Source organism: Staphylococcus sp. 510 (assembly GCF_057219715.1).
Map to the genome: position 1 here is coordinate 25,564 of NZ_JBXVVK010000013.1, position 19,555 is coordinate 45,118.

Here is a 19,555-nt window from a genome sequence, read left to right on the forward strand (position 1 = left end):
GCATCTAGGATGTTTAACTCCCCTAAATACTTTTAACTATACCTTTCAATACAAAGAATAATATATTATATCAATTCATCTATGTGTTTAAAAAAGACTTTAATTGTTCATAATCTGCAGCACCTTGTTTAATGGCTGCTTGTGCAATTTCTTCTCTCATATCAGCATTCACAGTATTATATTGATAAGCTTGTAAAATTGACACCACTTCGTCACTAGGTTTTACAACATAAATATCTTTCCCATCAGCTTTCATTTGTTCTACGAGTTGATCAAGCGCATATGGTGTTTCAATTGGTAAGTTAGTAGTTAACATAATCACTTTATCTACATCATCAACGACATCCGGATTTTCCATTGAATAAGACCCACCATCATAATAGTGGTATCCACTAATTGGAATCGGTTGCCATACGCCTTGTAACGCAGAACTCGCTGCTAGTGCATCTATTAATGCTACACCAGATTGTGCATTAAATACTTTACGTTCAGATGTCTCTAATTCTGTTGCGACAATATTTAGTTTGTCATTCCATTCTAACGGCACACTACCTAAACGATGTCTAATCATATCACGACGTGCGTCTAGTGATACATTGGGCTGAGTATTTTTAGAGATTTCTCCCATACCATCAACCCAAGCCTTAGTTGATTTACTTTCTTTCGCTAATTGATCAAACGCTTGGAATAATTCTCCCATTTCTTTATCAGAAATAGGTGTTGTTTCATTAACCTTTTCAATAATTTGTTCCTGCCAAATTGTATCCCAATCAATCATCGACGATATCGTTGTACTTACTTGAGACCCTGCAGATGTACCAATGATATAATCCACAGTTCTTAAATCGAGTCCTTTGTCAAATAAACCTTTTAAATATCCAATGTGAAATGCGATACCATAATGACCGCCACCACTTAATGCTAATGCTACTTTTGAATTCATATGAATTAACCTCTTTATCTTTTATATTCGCTTACAATTGTAACTGGTAATTATATGTAGATAAATTTTTAAGCGTTGTAGTATAAAAAAGTCCTCTAACCTATACGGTTGAGGACTATATCATAGTATCTTATTCCCATTCTATTGTACTAGGTGGCTTAGAGGTAATATCATAGACAACGCGGTTAACGTGATCCACTTCATTAACGATTCGACTTGAAATCTTCTGTAAGACTTCCCAATCGATACGCGCAAAGTCACTTGTCATGCCATCAATTGATGTTACAGCACGGATACCGACAGTGTGATCATATGTACGGTAGTCTCCCATAACACCTACAGATTGAATGCCTGGTAATACAGTGAAATATTGCCAAATGTCTCTTTCAAGACCTTCTTCTCGCACTACTTCTCTTAAAATCGCATCTGATTCTCGTACGATTTCTAATTTATCTTCCGTAATTTCACCAAGCACTCGGATACCTAAACCAGGGCCTGGGAATGGTTGTCTCCATACTAAATGCTCAGGAATACCTAATTCGATACCTAATGCACGTACTTCATCTTTGAATAACGTATTAATCGGTTCGATAAGTTCAAATTCCATATCTTCTGGTAAACCACCCACATTATGGTGAGATTTAATTGTTTGAGCTGTTTTTGTACCTGATTCAATCACATCTGTATAAAGCGTTCCTTGGGCTAAGAAGTCTACACCCTTTAACTTAGATGCTTCGTCATCAAATACATAAACGAATTCATTACCAATAATTTTACGTTTCTGTTCTGGATCTGATACACCAGCTAATTTTTTCATGAAACGATCTTGTGCATTCACACGAATAATATTCATGTTGAAACCTTCACCGAATTGTTCCATAACCATGTCGCCTTCACCTTTACGAAGTAATCCATGGTCAACAAAGATACAAGTCAATTGATCACCTATTGCTTTGTGTAATAGTACCGCTACTACAGATGAATCAACGCCACCACTCATCGCACATAATACTTTACGGTCTCCTACACGTTCACGAATTTTTTCGATTTCAATTTCGATAAAGTTTTCCATTGTCCATTCGCCTGTACAATTACAAACACGGCGAACAAAGTTTCTTAAAAGATCATTACCGTATTCCGTATGACGTACTTCTGGATGGAATTGTACGCCGTAGATACGACGTGATTTATCTTCAATAGCAGCATAGTTTGTACTTGGACTATCTGCAATCACTTCAAAGCCTTCTGGAATTTCAATGACTTTATCTGAGTGGCTCATCCATACAGTTTGTTCTGATGGTAAACCGAAGAATAACTCGTCAGATTTTGCATTAATAATTGCTTTACCATACTCACGCTCATTAGCACGTTCCACTTTTCCGCCTAATAATTTAGTCGTTAGTTGCATTCCATAACAAATACCTAATACAGGGATACCTAAATTATAAATTTCTGGATCAATAGTGAATGAACCTTCTTCATAAACTGAATTAGGACCCCCAGATAATATAATACCTTTAGGATTCATACGTTTAATTTCTTCTATAGAAATTTCATGGTCGTGCAATTCGCTATATACACCCATTTCACGTATACGTCTTGTGATTAATTGATTGTATTGGCTACCAAAGTCTAGGACAAGAATCAACTCTTGCTCTTTCGCCATTTCCATAATTGTCGTTCTCCTTTAAATCTATAGTTAGAATGAATAGTTTGGTGATTCTTTAGTAATTTGAACATTATGTGGGTGACTTTCTGCTAAACCAGCAGGTCCCATACGTGTAAATTGTGCTTCTTCTCGTAACGTTTCTAAATCTTTAGAACCAGTGTAACCCATACCTGATCTTACACCGCCCATAAGTTGATAAATTGTATCTTGTAAAGGCCCTTTGTAAGCTGTACGTCCTTCAATACCTTCGGGTACAAATTTCTTAGGTGTTTTGTCTTCTTGGAAGTAACGGTCGTTTGAACCTCTTTCCATTGCACCTAATGAACCCATGCCACGGTATACTTTGTATTGTCTACCTTGGAATACTTCAGTTGCGCCTGGGCTTTCTTCAGTACCTGCTAATAGACTACCTAACATAACAGCATGTCCACCAGCTGCTAACGCTTTAATAATATCACCTGAGAACTTAATACCACCATCAGCAATAATCGCTTTACCATGTTTACGTGCCTCAGTTGCACAATCGTAAACAGCTGTGATTTGTGGTACACCTACACCTGCAACAACACGTGTTGTACAAATTGAACCTGGACCGATACCAACTTTAACAACATCTGCACCCGCTTCAAATAAATCTTTTGTCGCTTCTGCAGTCGCAACATTACCTGCTACTAATGTAATTTCAGGGAATTTATTTTTAATATGTTTAACTTGTTCAATAACACCTTTTGAGTGACCATGTGCTGTATCGATAACAAGTGCATCCACACCTGCTTCAACTAATTTTTCTGCTCTAATGTCAGTATCTTTAGAAATACCGATTGCTGCCGCTGCTAGTAATCGACCATTAGCATCTTTAGCCGCATATGGGAATTCAAGCACTTTTTCAATATCTTTAATAGTAATTAATCCTTCTAAACGACCATTTTTTACTAGAGGTAGCTTTTCAATTTTATGTTCTTGTAAAATTGCTTCTGCTTCGTCTAAAGTCGTACCTACTGGAGCTGTGATTAAATCTTCTTTTGTCATAACATCTGAGATTTTAATTGAAAAATCTTCAATAAAACGTAAGTCACGATTAGTTAAAATACCTACTAACTCTCTGTCATCTAAATTATTTACGATTGGCACACCTGAAATACGATATTTACCCATTAAAGCTTCTGCTTCATATACGCTTTCATCAGGTGTTAAATAAAACGGATTACTAATAACACCATTCTCTGAGCGTTTTACCTTTTGTACTTCGTCAGCTTGTTCTTCGATACCCATGTTTTTATGGATAACGCCTAGTCCACCTTGTCTTGCCATCGCAATAGCCATTTTAGATTCTGTAACTGTATCCATACCCGCAGAAATAACCGGGATGTTTAATTTAATTTTATCTGACAAGCGAACACTCAAATCAACATCACTTGGTAACACGTCTGATTGAGCTGGAATTAATAATACATCATCGAATGTTAATGACTCTTTAGCAAACTTATTTTCCCACATTTAAAAACAGCCTCCAATATTATATAGTTTGTTCTATTATTTCACATTTTCTTCACTTTGTTTATAGTTTATACCATTAAAAAAGAAATTTAAGATAATTGCAGAGATAGCGCCTAACACGATACCATTTTGAGTTAACCATGCAAATTGTTCCCCTAAACCTTTAAACGCTTGAGGTACGGCACTAATACCAGTACCTAAACCTACAGACACTGCTATAATTAATAAGTTATTTTGGTTGGCAAAGTTAATATTACCTAAAATACTAACACCGTATGCCATTACCATACCAAACATCGCTATCATCGCACCACCTAAAACTGGTAATGGAATGATATTAGCTAAGGCACCTAGTTTAGGAATACAGCCGCATATCAGTAATAAAATCACCATGCCATAAATCACTTTATTTTTCTTAGCACCTGATAAAGATACTAAACCAACATTCTGTGAATATGCTGTATAAGGGAAAGCATTAAATAATGACCCAATCACAATCGCAAGACCTTCCGCAGTGTAACCTTTTCGAAAATCTTTTCGCTCTAATCTCTTCCCAGTAATCTCACTTAATGCGTGATAGACACCAGTAGATTCGATCAAACTCACTATAGCGACAATAAAGAACACTAAAGTTGCGCCTACATCAAAACCAAAGCCTGAAAAACGGAACGGCACAGGAATGCCTACCCAGTGCGCTTCACCTACTTGCTTAATATCTACAAGACCAAATATTGCTGCTAACACTGTCCCAATAATTAATCCAATTAAAATTGCGATTGATTTTAAAAATCCTGTCGTAAACCGTTGTAAAATCAGTATCACAATGAGTGTCACCCCACCTAATACTAAATTCTTTGGATCACCATAGTTTTTAGCACCTTCTCCACCAGCTAAATAATTCATTGCCACTGGCATTAAATTGATACCAATAATCGTCACAACACTTCCTGTCACGACTGGTGGAAAGAACTTAACTAAATGAGAGAAGAATGGTGCGATGATAATTACTAAAATACCTGATAAAAATAATGAACCATATAATACGCCAAGTCCTTTTGTCTGTCCAATTAAAATCATGGGTGCTACCGCTGTAAATGTACACCCCAATACAATTGGTAATCCGGTACCTGTAACTTTGTTCACTTGTAAGAATGTCGCTATACCACACATAAAAATATCAACTGTTACTAAATATGCAATCTCTTCTGGTGTGAATTTCAAACTTGTTCCTACGATAATAGGAACTAAAATCGCTCCGGCATACATCGCTAATAAATGTTGAATACTAAGAATGAAATTTTTCATTAATTTTCACCCAATAACGTCACTTTATTACCTTTTAATGATGCTACTTTACATAAAGATGATACGTTTAGACCTTCTGCTTCGAGTCTTTGTCTACCATTTTGGAAGCTTTTCTCAACAACGATACCAACACCTGCTGTTTTAGCGTTAGCTTGTTGAACAATATCGTTCAAACCAAGAGAAGCATCGCCATTTGCTAAGAAATCATCAATAATTAAGACAGTATCGTCTTCCCCAAGAAATTCTTCAGAAACAATGACTGTGCTTGTTTTATTTTTAGTAAAGGAATGAATATCTGTTTGGTAGAATCCATCCTTTAAAGTACTTGGCTTAGCCTTTTTAGCAAATAAGCAAGGTACATCAAAATGGAATGCTGCCATTATTGCTGGAGCAATACCAGATGCTTCAATAGTTAATATCTTTGTAATACCTTCATTCTTGAATTGATCAAAGAATGTTTGCCCTACTTCATTCATTAACTTTGCATCAATTTGATGATTTAAAAATCCATCTACCTTTAATACCTTTTCATCGATGACTACACCATCTTCTTTTACTTTACGTCCTAACGACTCCACCCAGAAAACCTCCTCAATATTATGTAATCCATAGACTTGTTGATACAAAAAAATCCCCAAACTTTTAATAAGTTTCAGGATCTATGAGGGAACGTGCAATACATTGCGTATAATTGCAAATAAAGAAGTAGATACGCCAAATTAATCGATAATTAAAAATGTATACATTTAGATACAGTGGTTCCTTTGTAAGTCATTTAAAGAAACTTATATCGATGACACATTACACTAGTCCTTCGTGTTGTTTGAACGATTTAAACTGCTCCTAAGTATTGAATTGTTACCCATAGTCATGTCGTTCAAGGCGACATGGTAGAAACTTCTAAAGCCATATTCTTCAGATTATATGAGTCATATAAATTATTTTATGATGATAGCAAATTTTAGCTACTTTTTCAATAACTATTAAATACGATCATCGTTGAATTAACAGTATTTTATACTGAAAGCGTTTGACATATAATTTAAAATTAAATTAGGTAGATAAAGCAGTAAAATTATATATTTATATAAACAAAAGTTTTATAATTAAATGGTAAGGGTATAGATTTTGAAAGTAGAGAAAATATAAGGGGCGATAATCATGGCAGAAATTACAGTAGTAAAAGACAAATCTGAATTATACAACGTAATTAACCAAAAGAAATCTGAAGGCTATTTAGAAAGTGAACTTGCGGTTATCAGTCGTTCAAAATTATATTTAGATGATTTACATGACTCTCAAGTTAGTTTAATCGCTACTGGCGGATCATTTAGTGACCGTATGTCTAGATTACTTATCGGTGAAGATGGCGAACAAGCTGTTCTTACTAGATACGATTTAACTGATGAAGAAATTGAAAATCATAAGCAAGATATTCTAGACAACAAAATTTTAGTTGTTGCAAGACGCGACCGTAGTTCTCATAATGAAGTAGAAGAAAATAATGCAGCCTATGAAGAACTTGATATTACACATTATGCTGCTGAATCTAAAGGCCCAAAAGCTTAAAACAATCCCGTCAAAATGAAATGGATATAAAAAGAACACCATAACTTGTACGCTAAGCCGTTTAAGTTGTGGTGTTTTACTTTACTATCATAAACGTCACTATATTAATTTATCCATTTATAGAAATAAACTTATGCTATAATTTAAAAAATATATTTTTGGGGGTGCCGTGATGGAATTTAAAGCAATAACGTCTGTTAAAGATCCATTTTTCAAAGAAGCATTACAAATTTATGACTCAAAGTTAGATATTAGTCTTACCGAAGACAGCCATATTTTCAAACAATCATTAGAAAACAATAAAACCGAAAAGGATTATGCCTTTATCGTTGGTATTGAGAACAATGAAGTGATTAGCATGGCAACAGCACATTATGAAGCGACTACTAATTCCGCTTTCCTTATATATCTTATCACCAAAAATAAAGATAATCATGACGAAGTCATGTCTATGACCCTAGATAAAATCGAGGAACAACTCAATGTCTACGCTAATGAAATTCATGATAGAAACATTAACTTTATAATGATGGAAGTGCCTAAAGAACCCTTAACAACTGATGAAGAAACAAACAAAGTGCTTGAGCGTCGTCGACAGTTTCTCTATGAACATCAATTTGAAAAACAAAGTGAAATTGATTATATCCATCCCAATTATACAACCGACGATAACCCTAAAGACATCGACTTATTTATCAAAGCCAATATTGTCTTATCTAAAGATATTTATGGTACAAGTGTGAAGTCTAATTATATTTTGAAATATGTCTTTGCTAATGGCATTTCAAGAGAGATTATATACCCTCTACTAGAACAAATGAATTTAAGAAGTCCACTGTAACATGACTTGAAATCAACTATGATTAACGGTAAACTATCATATAAGGTAAGACTGACGTTTCACTAACCGAAGACAAACGTCAGTATACATAAACCATATATGAAAGGACTTTATTAATGTTAACTAAAGAATTCGCACAACGCGTCGAGCTAAGTGAAAAACAAGTCCGTAAAATCGTCCAACATTTAGAAGAACGTGGCTATCAACTTAGTAAGACAGAGTACCGTGGACGTGAAGCTACTGATTTTAAAGAAGAAGATATCGAATTATTTAAAGATATCGCAGATAAAGTAAAACAAACGAATAGCTATGATTTAGCATTTGAAGAACTTGAAAAGGAAAAAGACTTCCTGCAAGTATTAGTAAAAGAAGATAATAGTCAATTACCTACTGATCAGAATATTTCACAACTTGTTGAAGACTTACGTAGTGAAATTCAAAAAATGCGTGAAGAACGTCAAATGTTAGGTCAAATGATTAGTCAAGTGCACCATCAACAACAGGAACTTAAAGAGTTACAAAATCAAATCACATCTAAGATTGATGCGAATACTGAATCATTAAAAGCGATTCAAACAACTCAAGATGCAATCCAGTCAACACAGCAGTCTCATACTAAAAAGTTAGATGAACAACAAGCTATCGCTTCTGAATCAAGTGCAAGTCATCAGTCAAGCCAAAGTCACCAACCTAAACAATCTACTTCACCTTCATCAAGTGAAAGTAATTCAGTAGCATCTACTTCTACTTCAACATCTCATCATTCAAATAGTTTGAGTAATGTTGACGAAGCGACTAAAAGTGAGAGCACCTCACTAAGTACATCTGAACAATCAACATCACTATCAGAAACAACATCACACACTACTTCAGAGTCTCAAGTTACAAATACAAATAATCATACTGAGTCACAATCATCTCCTCTAGGCCATCCAGAACCTAAGGAAGAGAAAAAAGGCTTTTTCGCAAGATTATTTAACTTATAGTAAATATAAGGTGGGGTATCGGTTAAGACAAAAGTGTATCACTTTAAGTCTCAACCGGTGCTTCGCCTTTTTTATATCAATATCTTACTCCAATTCTTATAATGATGTTATAATATATAATAACAAATATATATAAATGTTTTACGCTATATCACAACAAAGGACTGACACACTATGAGAAAAGCGACACAATCATTAATCAAAAATCAGTTTAAAAGAAAAACCTCCTTTTTAACTAAACCAATTAAAGCGTTTAATAAATCTCCTTACTTCAAAAAAGTGATGACATATGCACATTATTATGAAAAAAATAAAGTTAATCCTTCACATATACTTTATCAAGTAACCGATGGCAAAAGCATGACCGATAGTCCTTACGCCATTTTTTTATATTTAACGCGTCATAAGGCATATCAACACCTACATCATACATGGGTTGTAGATTCTGAAAGTACGGCTCAACATTATCGTAAACAATTTCAACATTTATCCCATGTATCATTTGTCATTAAAGAATCAAAATCGTATCTAAAAGCATTGACCACTTGTAAATACCTTATAAATAATGCTACATTTCCAGCGTATTTTACGAAAAAAGAAAACCAAGTATATATCAACACGTGGCACGGCACACCTTTAAAACATATGGGATTAGATATTCCTCATTCCCTTATCAAAACGCAAAATACAATGCGTAATTTTTTAATTTCTGATTACATCATATCGCCAAACAAGCACACAACAACTATTTTAAACCGTGCTTTCAAGTTATCACCTATTTATCAAGGTGAATTTTTAGAAATAGGTTATCCACGTCTTGATTTAACAATCAATTCAACAGAAGTAGATATTAGAAAAAGATTAAGCACATTTGTACATTTAAATCAGAAAAAAATAATATTATATTGCCCTACTTGGCAAGGCACGGATGTAAATAAACCTATCATAGAAGAAGACAATATCTATAATGAAGTTAAATCATTAGAATCTATAACAGGTTATCAAGTGTTATTAAAAGTACATCCTTTTGTATATAAGAAAATAGCTCAATCAGACAATTTAAAACCGTATCTTGTACCTAATACCTTTGATACTAATCAATTATTAACAGTCGTAGATTTAATGATTACAGATTACTCAAGTATTTTCTTCGACTTTTTAGTCACTGATAAACCTATTATTTTTTACACAACTAATCATGATGAATACGCTCGTACTCGTGGATTGTATATTGATAATGAGCGACTTCCTGGTCCAGTTTATACAAACATTAATGATGTCGTTCAAGGCATTCAAAACGAAACCTATAAGCAATACGATAAAAATTATCAACAATTTAAATCTCAATTCTGTTCATATGATGACGGTAATGCTTGTCAAAGATTAATTAAAGCAATCTTTAATACTTCATTCAAACCAATCCATCCACATGCAGATAGTGAAAAGCAAAAGACGAAATTACTATTTTATCCTGGTGGTTTAAAGAACAACGGTATTACTACTTCAATGTTGAACTTACTTGAAAATATTGATTATGAAAAATACGACGTCACATTAATGGTGACTAATAACAAAAGTATTGAATTCAAAAATAATCTCAATCAAATAAATGCTAATGTTAGAGTGCTATTTAGAAGTAGTCCTTTCCTTACTTCTTTTAAAGAATTATATCGCGTAGAATTTATTAGACAACGCGGTGTATATCATCACTTTGAAGAAGCTATTCATCCAAAGCACCTCTATCGTCGTGAAATGAGAAAAGTATTCGGAGATATTCAATTTGATTACGCTATCGACTATAGTGGATATGCATTTTTCTGGGGAAATTTAGTATTAGCTACCAATGCGAAGAAAAAATATATTTATATGCATAGTGACATGCAAGATGATCAAAACAGAACGGTTAATGGAAAACGACCTCACTATCAAAATTTAAAAACATTGTTCAGTATTTATAAACGTTTTGACAAACTAATTAGCGTATCTGAAGCAACAATGAAAGTGAATCAACAAAAATTTTCATCTACGGTCCCCAAAAATAAATTTAATGTTTGTAGAAATACAATCAATTACTCAAAAATCAAACGTCTAATGAATGATAATAGTGAAATCTATAATAAAGATGGTAAACAAGTTATCGTGTCTTATTCAGATGGTAACTTATTTAATACGCCATTTGATCATAGTCATTTTAATATTGTCTTTATAGGTCGATTGTCACCGGAAAAAGGTATTGATTTACTCATTCAAGCAATTCATGAATTAAAGACAAAACATCCTCACATCAGACTTTATATTCTAGGTGATGGACCTTTAAAAGAAACATTGGTAAACATGATTAATCATTTAAATCTAGAACATAATGTGTTTTTATTAGGCCATCAACGCAATCCGTTTTATTTATTAAAACGTGCTAATTTATTTGCTTTAACTTCACATTATGAAGGACAATCAATGGTTATATTGGAAGCTTTATCTGCTGGGACACCAGTATTAGCGTCTGACATTATTGCAAATCGTTACGTTTTAGAAGATGGAAAATATGGCATGCTAGTTAAAAATGAGGTTCAATATATAGCCAATGGTATTGAAACATTCATTAAAGGAACACAACCTAGCTATAGTACATTTGATGTCGAATTTTATAATAAAGCAGTCATGGATGAGTTTTATAGTTTATTAGATTAACTTAAATCGTTACTGACCATCCTATTAATCCATTTTATATAGTTGTTACATTCCAATTCTTTTATCTGGAGTGTAACACCTTTTTTTTTATATTTTCTTTCTGACATTCCACAAATAAGTATTATTTGATCAAACAATTTAATACTTTACACATTTTTAATTATAAAAAATATACCTTTTAAGTTTATAACCTTGAATTATAAAAATATGAGTAATATTCTTAATACATAAATTTAGAACATAATAATTAAAAAGGAGTGTTATTCATTGGACTCATTTTTAACTGTGATTAATGTTATCGTGCTTATTGCCTTCATTATTATGCTAAATGTCATGGCCAAAAAACACATTTCATTTCCTAAACGTGTATTTACTGCCTTAGCTATAGGGATCATTTTAGGCATCGCAATGCATTTAATCTATGGAGTCGACTCAAAAGTAATCAAAACGACAAGTGATTGGTTTAGTATTGTAGGCGATGGATATGTCGCACTATTACAAATGATTGTCATGCCGTTAATTTTTATTTCTATCGTTTCTGCATTCAGTAAAATACAAATTGGGGACAAATTTGCTAAAATCGGTAGTTATATCTTCATGTTTTTAATTGGGACTGTAGCTATAGCTGCCTTGGTGGGTATTGGATATGCATTACTCTTCGGTTTAGATGCATCTTCCATTGATTTAGGTAGCGCTGAACATTCACGCGGTAGTGAAATCACTAAAGAGGCTAAAAACTTAACCGCACATACATTACCACAACAAATCTTAGAACTATTACCTAGCAATCCGTTCTTAGACTTTACAGGTGAAAGAACAACATCTACGATTGCGGTCGTTATCTTCGCTTCATTTGTGGGCTTTGCATACTTACGTGTTGCACGTAAAGAACCTGAACATGGCGACACACTTAAACGAGGTATTGAAGCGATTTATTCTCTTGTCATGGCTATTGTAACCTTCGTATTACGATTAACACCTTATGGTATCTTAGCTATAATGGCTTCAACGATTGCTACCAGTGACTTCGCCGCTATCTGGACTTTAGGTAAATTTATGATAGCGTCTTATGCAGCATTAATTACGATGTATATCATTCACCTCGTAATTTTAACTATCCTTGGTATCAACCCAGTCAAATATATGAAGAAAACATTTGAAGTATTGGCCTTTGCCTTTACATCACGTTCAAGTGCTGGTTCTTTACCGTTAAATATTCAAACACAAACAACACGTCTTGGTGTACCTGAAGGTATCGCTAACTTTTCCGCAACATTCGGTTTATCCATTGGACAAAATGGTTGTGCAGGTATCTATCCTGCGATGCTTGCGATCATGGTTGCACCGGTTGCACATGTAAATATCGATTTACAATTTATCGTGACATTAGTAGCCGTGGTTATTATCAGTTCCTTTGGTGTTGCTGGTGTAGGTGGCGGTGCTACATTCGCATCTATATTAGTCTTATCAACACTAAATTTACCGGTTGCATTAGCCGGCGTCTTAATTTCTATTGAACCTCTTATTGACATGGGTCGTACTGCTCTTAATGTTAATGATTCTATGTTAGCAGGCACAGGAACTGCCAAACTCACTAAAAATTGGGACAAAAAAGCATTCGAATCTAATGAATATGGTGAACTGACAACAGATTAAATATTTTAAAATAAAAGGGAGGAGACAACTTATAAATTGTCCCCTCCCTTTCTCATATTAATTTATTAAACCTACAATTAGCGCTACACTAATCTGTTATCTACAATTATCACTAAACTCATAACATCACTTTTGATTATATAATGCTATTACCGTTTGATTAATCCTGCATCATTAAGTTGATTTAGCATGTCTAATCTTGTTTTATTTCCTAGGAATGATTCAATTTGTGCTGACCAAGTTTCAGTTCTTTCTCCATTGGTACGCGCTTTATAATAATCACTTACCGTTTGATCATACGTTTTTAATTCATTGATTTGTTTTTCTTTATCTGAATTATATTGGTTTCTATGGAAAACATGTTCTAATGGCAAACGAGGTTTTGCAGAACCATTTTCATTTTCTGCTGGTTCACCAATAGCCATACCAAATAATGGGAAAGTATACTCAGGTAAGTCTAAAATCTCGCGTACACGACCAACATCATTACGTAATGATCCTAAGTAAACAATTCCGTAACCCATATCCTCAGCTGCAACAGCCATATTTTCAGCAACAAGAGCTACATCAATCGATCCCACTAACAGACCTTCAGCCGATTCAAAAGAAACTTCCATATTTGATTCCACATTCTCATTAATTAAATTATGACGATAATAATCTAGAACAAAAACAAATAAGTAGCCATTCTCAACAACATATGGTTGACCTGATACTTCCTTTAAATCCTCTTTAATTTCAGGGTCATCAATACCAATGATTGAATAAGTTTGTAAATAACTAGATGTAGAAGCACTTTGACCTGCTTCCACTAATTTTTCAACTGTATCTTCACTTAAAGGTGTTGATTTAAAACGGCGCACCGAGTGATGTTTTTTCATTAATTCATATACATAATCTGACACTATTTCCACTCCTACTCTCGAAAAAATAATATTTTCGTTTATAATCTTTAAATATTGTATACCCTTTTCGACTGGAAATTAAATTAATTGGATTTATAGCGACTATTGTATCTTAATCTTCAACACATAATTTTTTTATTAATAAGGTAAAAGTTTAAAGTTATAAAAATAGCGTTTTTTAGTTATACTATAGATAAATAAGACTTGTAAGGGGTATTAATGATGATTTACTTAAATAAAAATGCTCGAAAGAAGCAAGATATAAAAACTTCTTTAATTTCAATTATCGCAGAAGAAGAAATTCAAAAAGAGATAGTTGAGGCAAATCATTCTAATGACTTAATTTATTGCTTCTTATTAGATAATGTTTTTCCAGAAAGAATGAAAGTAAAAGAAATAATAAAATTTTGGATCAAGTGGTACAGTATTGATACAACTATTGATGATATTCTTTATACTTTTTATTTATCTAAATTTGACAATAAATTTGTAAAAAACTTAACTATTTCAGAAAGCAAACTCCTTAAAATAACTGGAGCTCTACTACACCCTTCCAAAAACATTTTACTCAAAGAACCTATTCAAAGTACCGATCTAGAAACAAAAGATATCATCATTACGTTATTAAACAATCAAAAGCACACAAAAAATATTATCTGTCTTACTAACCATACAGAAGAAGCCCTACTCATGACTAATAACTCTTTCAGAATTTCAAAAGATGTCCTTAAACCTGTTGAAATTTCAACAGAATCAAAAGAAGATAGTACAAAAAATCTCGAAGTAAAGCAAATCCCTAGGTTAACTGTTAAATTAAATGACAAAACAATGTTTCTAGATCCTAGCGATATTGATTATATCGAAAGTAGAGATGGAAAAGTTCAGATTCATGTAAATAATGAAACTTACGAACATGATGCTACTTTACAATCCATGGAAGCCTTAATACTTCCATACGGATTCTACAGATGTCATCGTTCTTATATCATCAATCTTCAAAAAGTTAAAGAAATTATTTCTTGGTCCAAAAATTCATATTCTATAAGACTAAATTATTCGAAAGATTCTTTAATTCCTATCTCAAGAAATAAAATAAACGAAATCGAAGAACATTTTAGAATTAAATAGATACATTTCAACTCATCCAGTTTACATTTCATCCTATTTTTAATGATGTAACTAGCTGTTCCTCCTATTCTTAAATTAGATTACAAAGGAGGATGACTATGGAAAATATCATAGAAATGAGTGACGTAACTAAAAAATTTAATAGCGAAGTCGTAATTGATGATATGTGCATTGAAGTGAAAAAAGGAGAAATATTTGGTTTTTTAGGACCGAGTGGTGCAGGCAAAACTACTACGATAAGTATGCTTATTGGAGCCTCACGTCCGTCAAAGGGAAGTCTAACAGTCAATGGATTTAATAATACTAATATAGGTTCTAGTAAATTCATGGCGACAATTGGTATACTAACCGACATAAGTAATACATACGAAAGATTAACTATATATGACAATTTGAAACTTGTTGCCCAATTATATGACGTTCCTTTATCAAAAGTAGAAGAAACTTTAGAACTAGTTAATTTAAAGTATGCTAAAAATAAAGTATGTAAAAATCTATCAGCTGGAATGAAGCAAAGAGTTCTTCTAGCAAAATCATTAATCCATTCACCCGACATTCTATTTCTAGATGAACCAACCTCATCACTAGACCCAACAACTAGAAACCACATCCACAGAGGATTGAAAGCCTTAAATGAAAAAGGCACAACTGTCTTCCTTACAACTCATGATATGGAAGAAGCTAATAAATTATGTGATAGAGTCGCATTTATAAACCATGGTAAAGTGAAATTAATTGATACACCTCAAAATTTAAGATATTCATTTTCAAATCACTCTCTAACAGTAATTAATCATGAAGACATAATGAAAACAATGAAGATTAACAAACAAACAGCAGACTATATACATGATTTGATGCTAAAAGATGAAATTAAATATCTATCTACAGACCTACCTACGCTTGGTGAAGTGTTCTTAAAAGTAACCGGAGAGGAGTTAAATGATAATGAAAATGAATAGATTAACTGCCCTTTTCGAAAAAGAATTAAAAGAAACATGGCGAAACCCTTCTGTTTATTTAATGCCTTTACTCGTCATTGGCCTTACACTTTTATATCATTTTATGCTTAATGAAATGGAGACTAATAAAGAACAAAAAATATTCTTCATAGTATTAATTATTAATTTTTCATTTATAATGTGCAATACAGCAATTACTTTACAAAGTATCGCAGAAGAAAATGATAAAAAGACATTGATAGGATTAATCCAAACACCAACTACAATGTTAGAAATCCTATTATCAAAAGCACTTTTAGGTATAATATTATCTGTAATCATTTCCGTAATTAGTCTCTTATTATTGGGACAAAGTTTTTCAATTAATTGGAGTGGTTTTGTTTCGCTATTATTGTTACTTATATTCTATACATGTCTAGGCATTTTAGCTGGCTTACTATCAAACACTATAGGAAAATCTCAATTTTATAATTTCATTATTATATTCCTATTTGGTATGGCACAAATGAAAATGTTCTTAGATACAAATGAAATCATCGATAAAATTTTATCTTTCGTCCCATCTAATTTAGTATTCACTTTATTATTAGAAGAGGAAGCTAATAACTTAATTTATTTATCCATTTGGGTAATAAGTATTGTAATTTTAACAATCATGACATATAGAAAACGTTCAAAATTACAGTAATTTAGACCTTCCAAATTTAATTTGTTCTATCTTCAAAAACACGTCCAGGCTACCTAATAGTTTCATTAGTTAGCCTGGACGTGTTTTAATATCACCATTTAATTAAAGTCTAATAATGTTAACACTATAACAAACCTTCTTTTATGAAAGTTTTGAAACAACATGTTACTATCAGAGTATAGTGTAATGTAATAAAATTACACTATATTATCAATAACAAGTGTTTAGTTGAGAATGTTAATGACTATTTTAAGTGTAATAACAGTGAATCATTTCATTAATATCATTCATTTCACTTAAACTATCAATTTCATTAATAGGCTTATAATACTTGTATTATCAATTTCTCAACGAGTCATTAAATATATAAGTTGATGAAGTTGACTATTTAAATCCTAAATGTAATAATAATTAGTAAGAGATTAGAATTATTATAAACAAACAATGATTGTTATCTAATTCTAATAAAACATTTCAAATATCAGGAGGAATTTACCTATGTCTTTAATTAATAAAGAAATCTTACCATTCACAGCACAAGCTTATGATCCAAAGAAAGATGAATTCAAAGAAGTATCTCAAGAAGATTTAAAAGGTTCTTGGAGTGTAGTTTGCTTCTACCCAGCTGACTTCTCATTCGTTTGTCCAACTGAATTAGAAGATTTACAAAACCAATATGATAAATTACAAGAATTAGGCGTAAATGTATTCTCAGTTTCAACTGATACTCATTTCGTACACAAAGCTTGGCATGATCATTCAGATGCTATTAGCAAAATCCAATACAATATGATTGGTGACCCTTCTCAAACTATTACTCGTAACTTCGACGTATTAGATGAAGAACTTGGTTTAGCTCAACGTGGTACTTTCATTATCGACCCTGATGGCGTTGTTCAAGCAGCTGAAATCAATGCTGACGGTATCGGCCGTGACGCAAGCACATTAGTTCACAAAATCAAAGCTGCTCAATATGTACGTCAACATCCAGGTGAAGTTTGCCCTGCAAAATGGGAAGAAGGTTCTGAAACTTTACAACCAGGATTAGACTTAGTAGGTAAAATTTAAGGAGGCATTATTAGAAAATGCTTAATGCTGATTTAAAACAACAATTAAAACAATTACTTGAGCTTATGGAAGGCGACGTTGAATTCGTCGCTAGCCTTGGCTCTGACGATAAATCAAAAGAATTAAAAGAGTTATTAGATGAAGTAGCTGAAATGTCTGCGCACATTTCAGTTACTGAAAAATCTTTAAAACGTACACCTAGTTTCTCAGTTAATCGCCCTGGCGAAGAAACAGGTATTACTTTCGCAGGCATTCCATTAGGCCATGAGTTCAACTCTCTTGTATTAGCTATTTTACAAGTTAGTGGACGTGCACCTAAGGAACAACAATCTGTGATTGATCAAATTAAAGGATTAGAAGGTTCTTTCAATTTCGAAACTTACGTAAGTTTAACTTGTCAAAAATGTCCAGATGTCGTTCAAGCATTGAACTTAATGAGTGTAATTAACCCTAACATTACACATACAATGATTGACGGTGCTGTCTTCCGTGAAGAATCTGAAAACATCATGGCTGTACCAGCTGTTTTCCTAGATGGAGAAGAATTTGGTAATGGTCGTATGACAATTCAAGATATTCTTAACCAATTAGGAAGCACTGCAGATGCATCTGAATTTGAAGGCAAAGACCCTTACGATGTATTAGTTATCGGTGGTGGCCCTGCAAGTGGTAGTGCTGCGATTTACACTGCACGTAAAGGGTTACGTACTGGTATTGTTGCAGACCGTATCGGTGGTCAAGTTAATGATACTGCTGGAATTGAAAACTTCATCACTGTTAAAGAAACGACAGGTACTGAGTTTTCTTCTAATTTAGCAGATCATATCGCTCAATATGATATCGATACAATGACTGGTATTCGTGCAACAAATATTGAAAAAACAGATAGCGCTATTCGCGTTACTTTAGAAAATGACGCTGTATTGGAAACTAAAACAGCCATCATTTCAACAGGTGCAAGTTGGCGTAAACTTAATATTCCTGGCGAAGATCGTTTAATCAACAAAGGTGTTGCTTTCTGCCCACACTGTGACGGCCCTTTATTCGAAAATAAAGATGTTGCAGTCATCGGTGGCGGTAACTCAGGTGTTGAAGCTGCAATCGATTTAGCAGGAATTGTTAAACATGTTACTGTATTTGAATACTCAGATGAGTTGAAAGCAGACAGTGTTCTACAAGATCGTTTACGTTCATTATCAAATGTCGACATTAAAACTAAAGCCAGAACTACTGAAGTCATCGGTGAAGATCATGTCACTGGTATTAAATACGAGGATATGAACACTGGTGAAGAACAAGTCGTTAATTTAGACGGTATCTTTGTACAAATCGGTTTAGTACCTAACACATCATGGATTTCTGATGCAGTTGAACTTAACGGACGTGGCGAAGTTGTTATTGATCGCAATAATAGCACTAATGTTCCAGGTATCTTCGCTGCTGGTGATGTAACTGATCAGAAAAACAAACAAATCATCATCTCAATGGGTGCTGGTGCTAATGCCGCATTGAATGCTTTCGATTATATTATTAGAAACTAATTAAATGGATTCAGCATTTCATTAATATATATCTTCAAAACAGAATTCCCCTATGGAATTCTGTTTTTTTATTATTTAATTCTTTAAACATGTTATGATGGAATTAATG

At 33.1% G+C, this 19,555-nt stretch carries 16 protein-coding genes and 1 riboswitch; of the genes, 10 read left to right on the forward strand and 6 right to left on the reverse strand.

What is annotated here, in order from left to right; translation table 11 throughout:
- Positions 1–79: 79 nt before the first annotated feature.
- The 5 genes from AC2D8K_RS10265 to xpt form a co-directional block, all read right to left on the reverse strand.
- Entirely contained in the window at positions 80–943 is an 864-nt protein-coding gene (locus tag AC2D8K_RS10265; RefSeq protein WP_484698633.1) for a patatin-like phospholipase family protein, read from the reverse strand.
- A gap of 130 nt (positions 944–1,073) precedes the next feature.
- Positions 1,074–2,615 carry a glutamine-hydrolyzing GMP synthase gene (guaA, locus tag AC2D8K_RS10270; protein ID WP_002466433.1) on the reverse strand — a complete coding sequence of 514 codons (1,542 nt, stop codon included), beginning with the start codon at positions 2,613–2,615 and terminating at the stop codon, positions 1,074–1,076.
- Positions 2,616–2,642: 27 nt separating this feature from the next.
- On the reverse strand, positions 2,643–4,109 hold the full coding sequence (guaB, locus tag AC2D8K_RS10275; protein WP_002451477.1) for an IMP dehydrogenase: 1,467 nt from the start codon (positions 4,107–4,109) through the stop codon (positions 2,643–2,645).
- A 36-nt stretch (positions 4,110–4,145) separates the two neighbouring features.
- Positions 4,146–5,414 (reverse strand): xanthine permease PbuX, encoded by a 1,269-nt coding sequence (gene pbuX / locus AC2D8K_RS10280; RefSeq protein ID WP_107533229.1) that lies wholly within the window; start codon positions 5,412–5,414, stop codon positions 4,146–4,148.
- The gene (gene xpt, locus AC2D8K_RS10285) at positions 5,414–5,992 is read right to left on the reverse strand and encodes a xanthine phosphoribosyltransferase (protein ID WP_484698637.1); all 579 of its coding nucleotides are present in this window, start codon (positions 5,990–5,992) and stop codon (positions 5,414–5,416) included. Before xpt ends, pbuX begins: the two co-directional genes overlap by 1 nt.
- A gap of 267 nt (positions 5,993–6,259) precedes the next feature.
- A riboswitch (purine riboswitch) is annotated at positions 6,260–6,362 on the reverse strand.
- A 213-nt stretch (positions 6,363–6,575) separates the two neighbouring features.
- Between xpt and AC2D8K_RS10290 the strand changes: the two genes are divergently transcribed.
- The 5 genes from AC2D8K_RS10290 (at position 6,576) to AC2D8K_RS10310 (ending at position 13,154) form a co-directional block, all read left to right on the forward strand.
- Positions 6,576–6,983, forward strand: a complete 408-nt coding sequence (locus tag AC2D8K_RS10290; protein ID WP_484698640.1) for a general stress protein — start codon at positions 6,576–6,578, stop codon at positions 6,981–6,983.
- A 172-nt stretch (positions 6,984–7,155) separates the two neighbouring features.
- A complete protein-coding gene (locus AC2D8K_RS10295) occupies positions 7,156–7,824 on the forward strand; it encodes a hypothetical protein (protein WP_002451481.1) in 669 nt (222 codons plus the stop codon).
- Between the two features lie 116 nt (positions 7,825–7,940).
- Positions 7,941–8,810, forward strand: a complete 870-nt coding sequence (locus AC2D8K_RS10300; protein WP_232133765.1) for a hypothetical protein — start codon at positions 7,941–7,943, stop codon at positions 8,808–8,810.
- A 174-nt stretch (positions 8,811–8,984) separates the two neighbouring features.
- On the forward strand, positions 8,985–11,498 hold the full coding sequence (locus AC2D8K_RS10305; protein WP_484698642.1) for a CDP-glycerol glycerophosphotransferase family protein: 2,514 nt from the start codon (positions 8,985–8,987) through the stop codon (positions 11,496–11,498).
- A gap of 267 nt (positions 11,499–11,765) precedes the next feature.
- Positions 11,766–13,154, forward strand: a complete 1,389-nt coding sequence (locus tag AC2D8K_RS10310; RefSeq protein WP_002451484.1) for an L-cystine transporter — start codon at positions 11,766–11,768, stop codon at positions 13,152–13,154.
- 149 nt (positions 13,155–13,303) lie between these two features.
- Here AC2D8K_RS10310 and AC2D8K_RS10315 read toward each other — a convergent pair whose 3' ends face one another.
- Entirely contained in the window at positions 13,304–14,059 is a 756-nt protein-coding gene (locus AC2D8K_RS10315; protein WP_002451485.1) for an NADPH-dependent oxidoreductase, read from the reverse strand.
- A gap of 222 nt (positions 14,060–14,281) precedes the next feature.
- Between AC2D8K_RS10315 and AC2D8K_RS10320 the strand changes: the two genes are divergently transcribed.
- From AC2D8K_RS10320 to ahpF, 5 genes are all read left to right on the forward strand, one after another.
- A complete protein-coding gene (locus AC2D8K_RS10320) occupies positions 14,282–15,187 on the forward strand; it encodes a LytTR family DNA-binding domain-containing protein (protein WP_232133767.1) in 906 nt (301 codons plus the stop codon).
- 98 nt (positions 15,188–15,285) lie between these two features.
- Positions 15,286–16,149 (forward strand): ABC transporter ATP-binding protein, encoded by an 864-nt coding sequence (locus AC2D8K_RS10325; protein ID WP_002451487.1) that lies wholly within the window; start codon positions 15,286–15,288, stop codon positions 16,147–16,149.
- A complete protein-coding gene (locus AC2D8K_RS10330) occupies positions 16,136–16,837 on the forward strand; it encodes an ABC transporter permease (RefSeq protein WP_002451488.1) in 702 nt (233 codons plus the stop codon). Before AC2D8K_RS10325 ends, AC2D8K_RS10330 begins: the two co-directional genes overlap by 14 nt.
- 498 nt (positions 16,838–17,335) lie before the next feature.
- Entirely contained in the window at positions 17,336–17,905 is a 570-nt protein-coding gene (gene ahpC, locus AC2D8K_RS10335; protein WP_002451489.1) for an alkyl hydroperoxide reductase subunit C, read from the forward strand.
- 17 nt (positions 17,906–17,922) lie between these two features.
- On the forward strand, positions 17,923–19,446 hold the full coding sequence (gene ahpF, locus AC2D8K_RS10340) for an alkyl hydroperoxide reductase subunit F (protein WP_002451490.1): 1,524 nt from the start codon (positions 17,923–17,925) through the stop codon (positions 19,444–19,446).
- Positions 19,447–19,555: the final 109 nt, after the last annotated feature.

Coding starts and splice junctions, on each gene's coding strand:
- AC2D8K_RS10290 (WP_484698640.1), top strand. CDS start 6,576: ATGGCAGAAATTACAGTAGTAAAAGACAAATCTGAATTATACAACGTA.
- AC2D8K_RS10325 (WP_002451487.1), top strand. CDS start 15,286: ATGGAAAATATCATAGAAATGAGTGACGTAACTAAAAAATTTAATAGC.
- AC2D8K_RS10330 (WP_002451488.1), top strand. CDS start 16,136: ATGAAAATGAATAGATTAACTGCCCTTTTCGAAAAAGAATTAAAAGAA.
- AC2D8K_RS10295 (WP_002451481.1), top strand. CDS start 7,156: ATGGAATTTAAAGCAATAACGTCTGTTAAAGATCCATTTTTCAAAGAA.
- guaA (WP_002466433.1), bottom strand. CDS start 2,615: ATGGAAATGGCGAAAGAGCAAGAGTTGATTCTTGTCCTAGACTTTGGT.
- ahpC (WP_002451489.1), top strand. CDS start 17,336: ATGTCTTTAATTAATAAAGAAATCTTACCATTCACAGCACAAGCTTAT.
- guaB (WP_002451477.1), bottom strand. CDS start 4,109: ATGTGGGAAAATAAGTTTGCTAAAGAGTCATTAACATTCGATGATGTA.
- AC2D8K_RS10305 (WP_484698642.1), top strand. CDS start 8,985: ATGAGAAAAGCGACACAATCATTAATCAAAAATCAGTTTAAAAGAAAA.
- pbuX (WP_107533229.1), bottom strand. CDS start 5,414: ATGAAAAATTTCATTCTTAGTATTCAACATTTATTAGCGATGTATGCC.
- AC2D8K_RS10300 (WP_232133765.1), top strand. CDS start 7,941: ATGTTAACTAAAGAATTCGCACAACGCGTCGAGCTAAGTGAAAAACAA.
- AC2D8K_RS10265 (WP_484698633.1), bottom strand. CDS start 943: ATGAATTCAAAAGTAGCATTAGCATTAAGTGGTGGCGGTCATTATGGT.
- ahpF (WP_002451490.1), top strand. CDS start 17,923: ATGCTTAATGCTGATTTAAAACAACAATTAAAACAATTACTTGAGCTT.
- AC2D8K_RS10320 (WP_232133767.1), top strand. CDS start 14,282: ATGATTTACTTAAATAAAAATGCTCGAAAGAAGCAAGATATAAAAACT.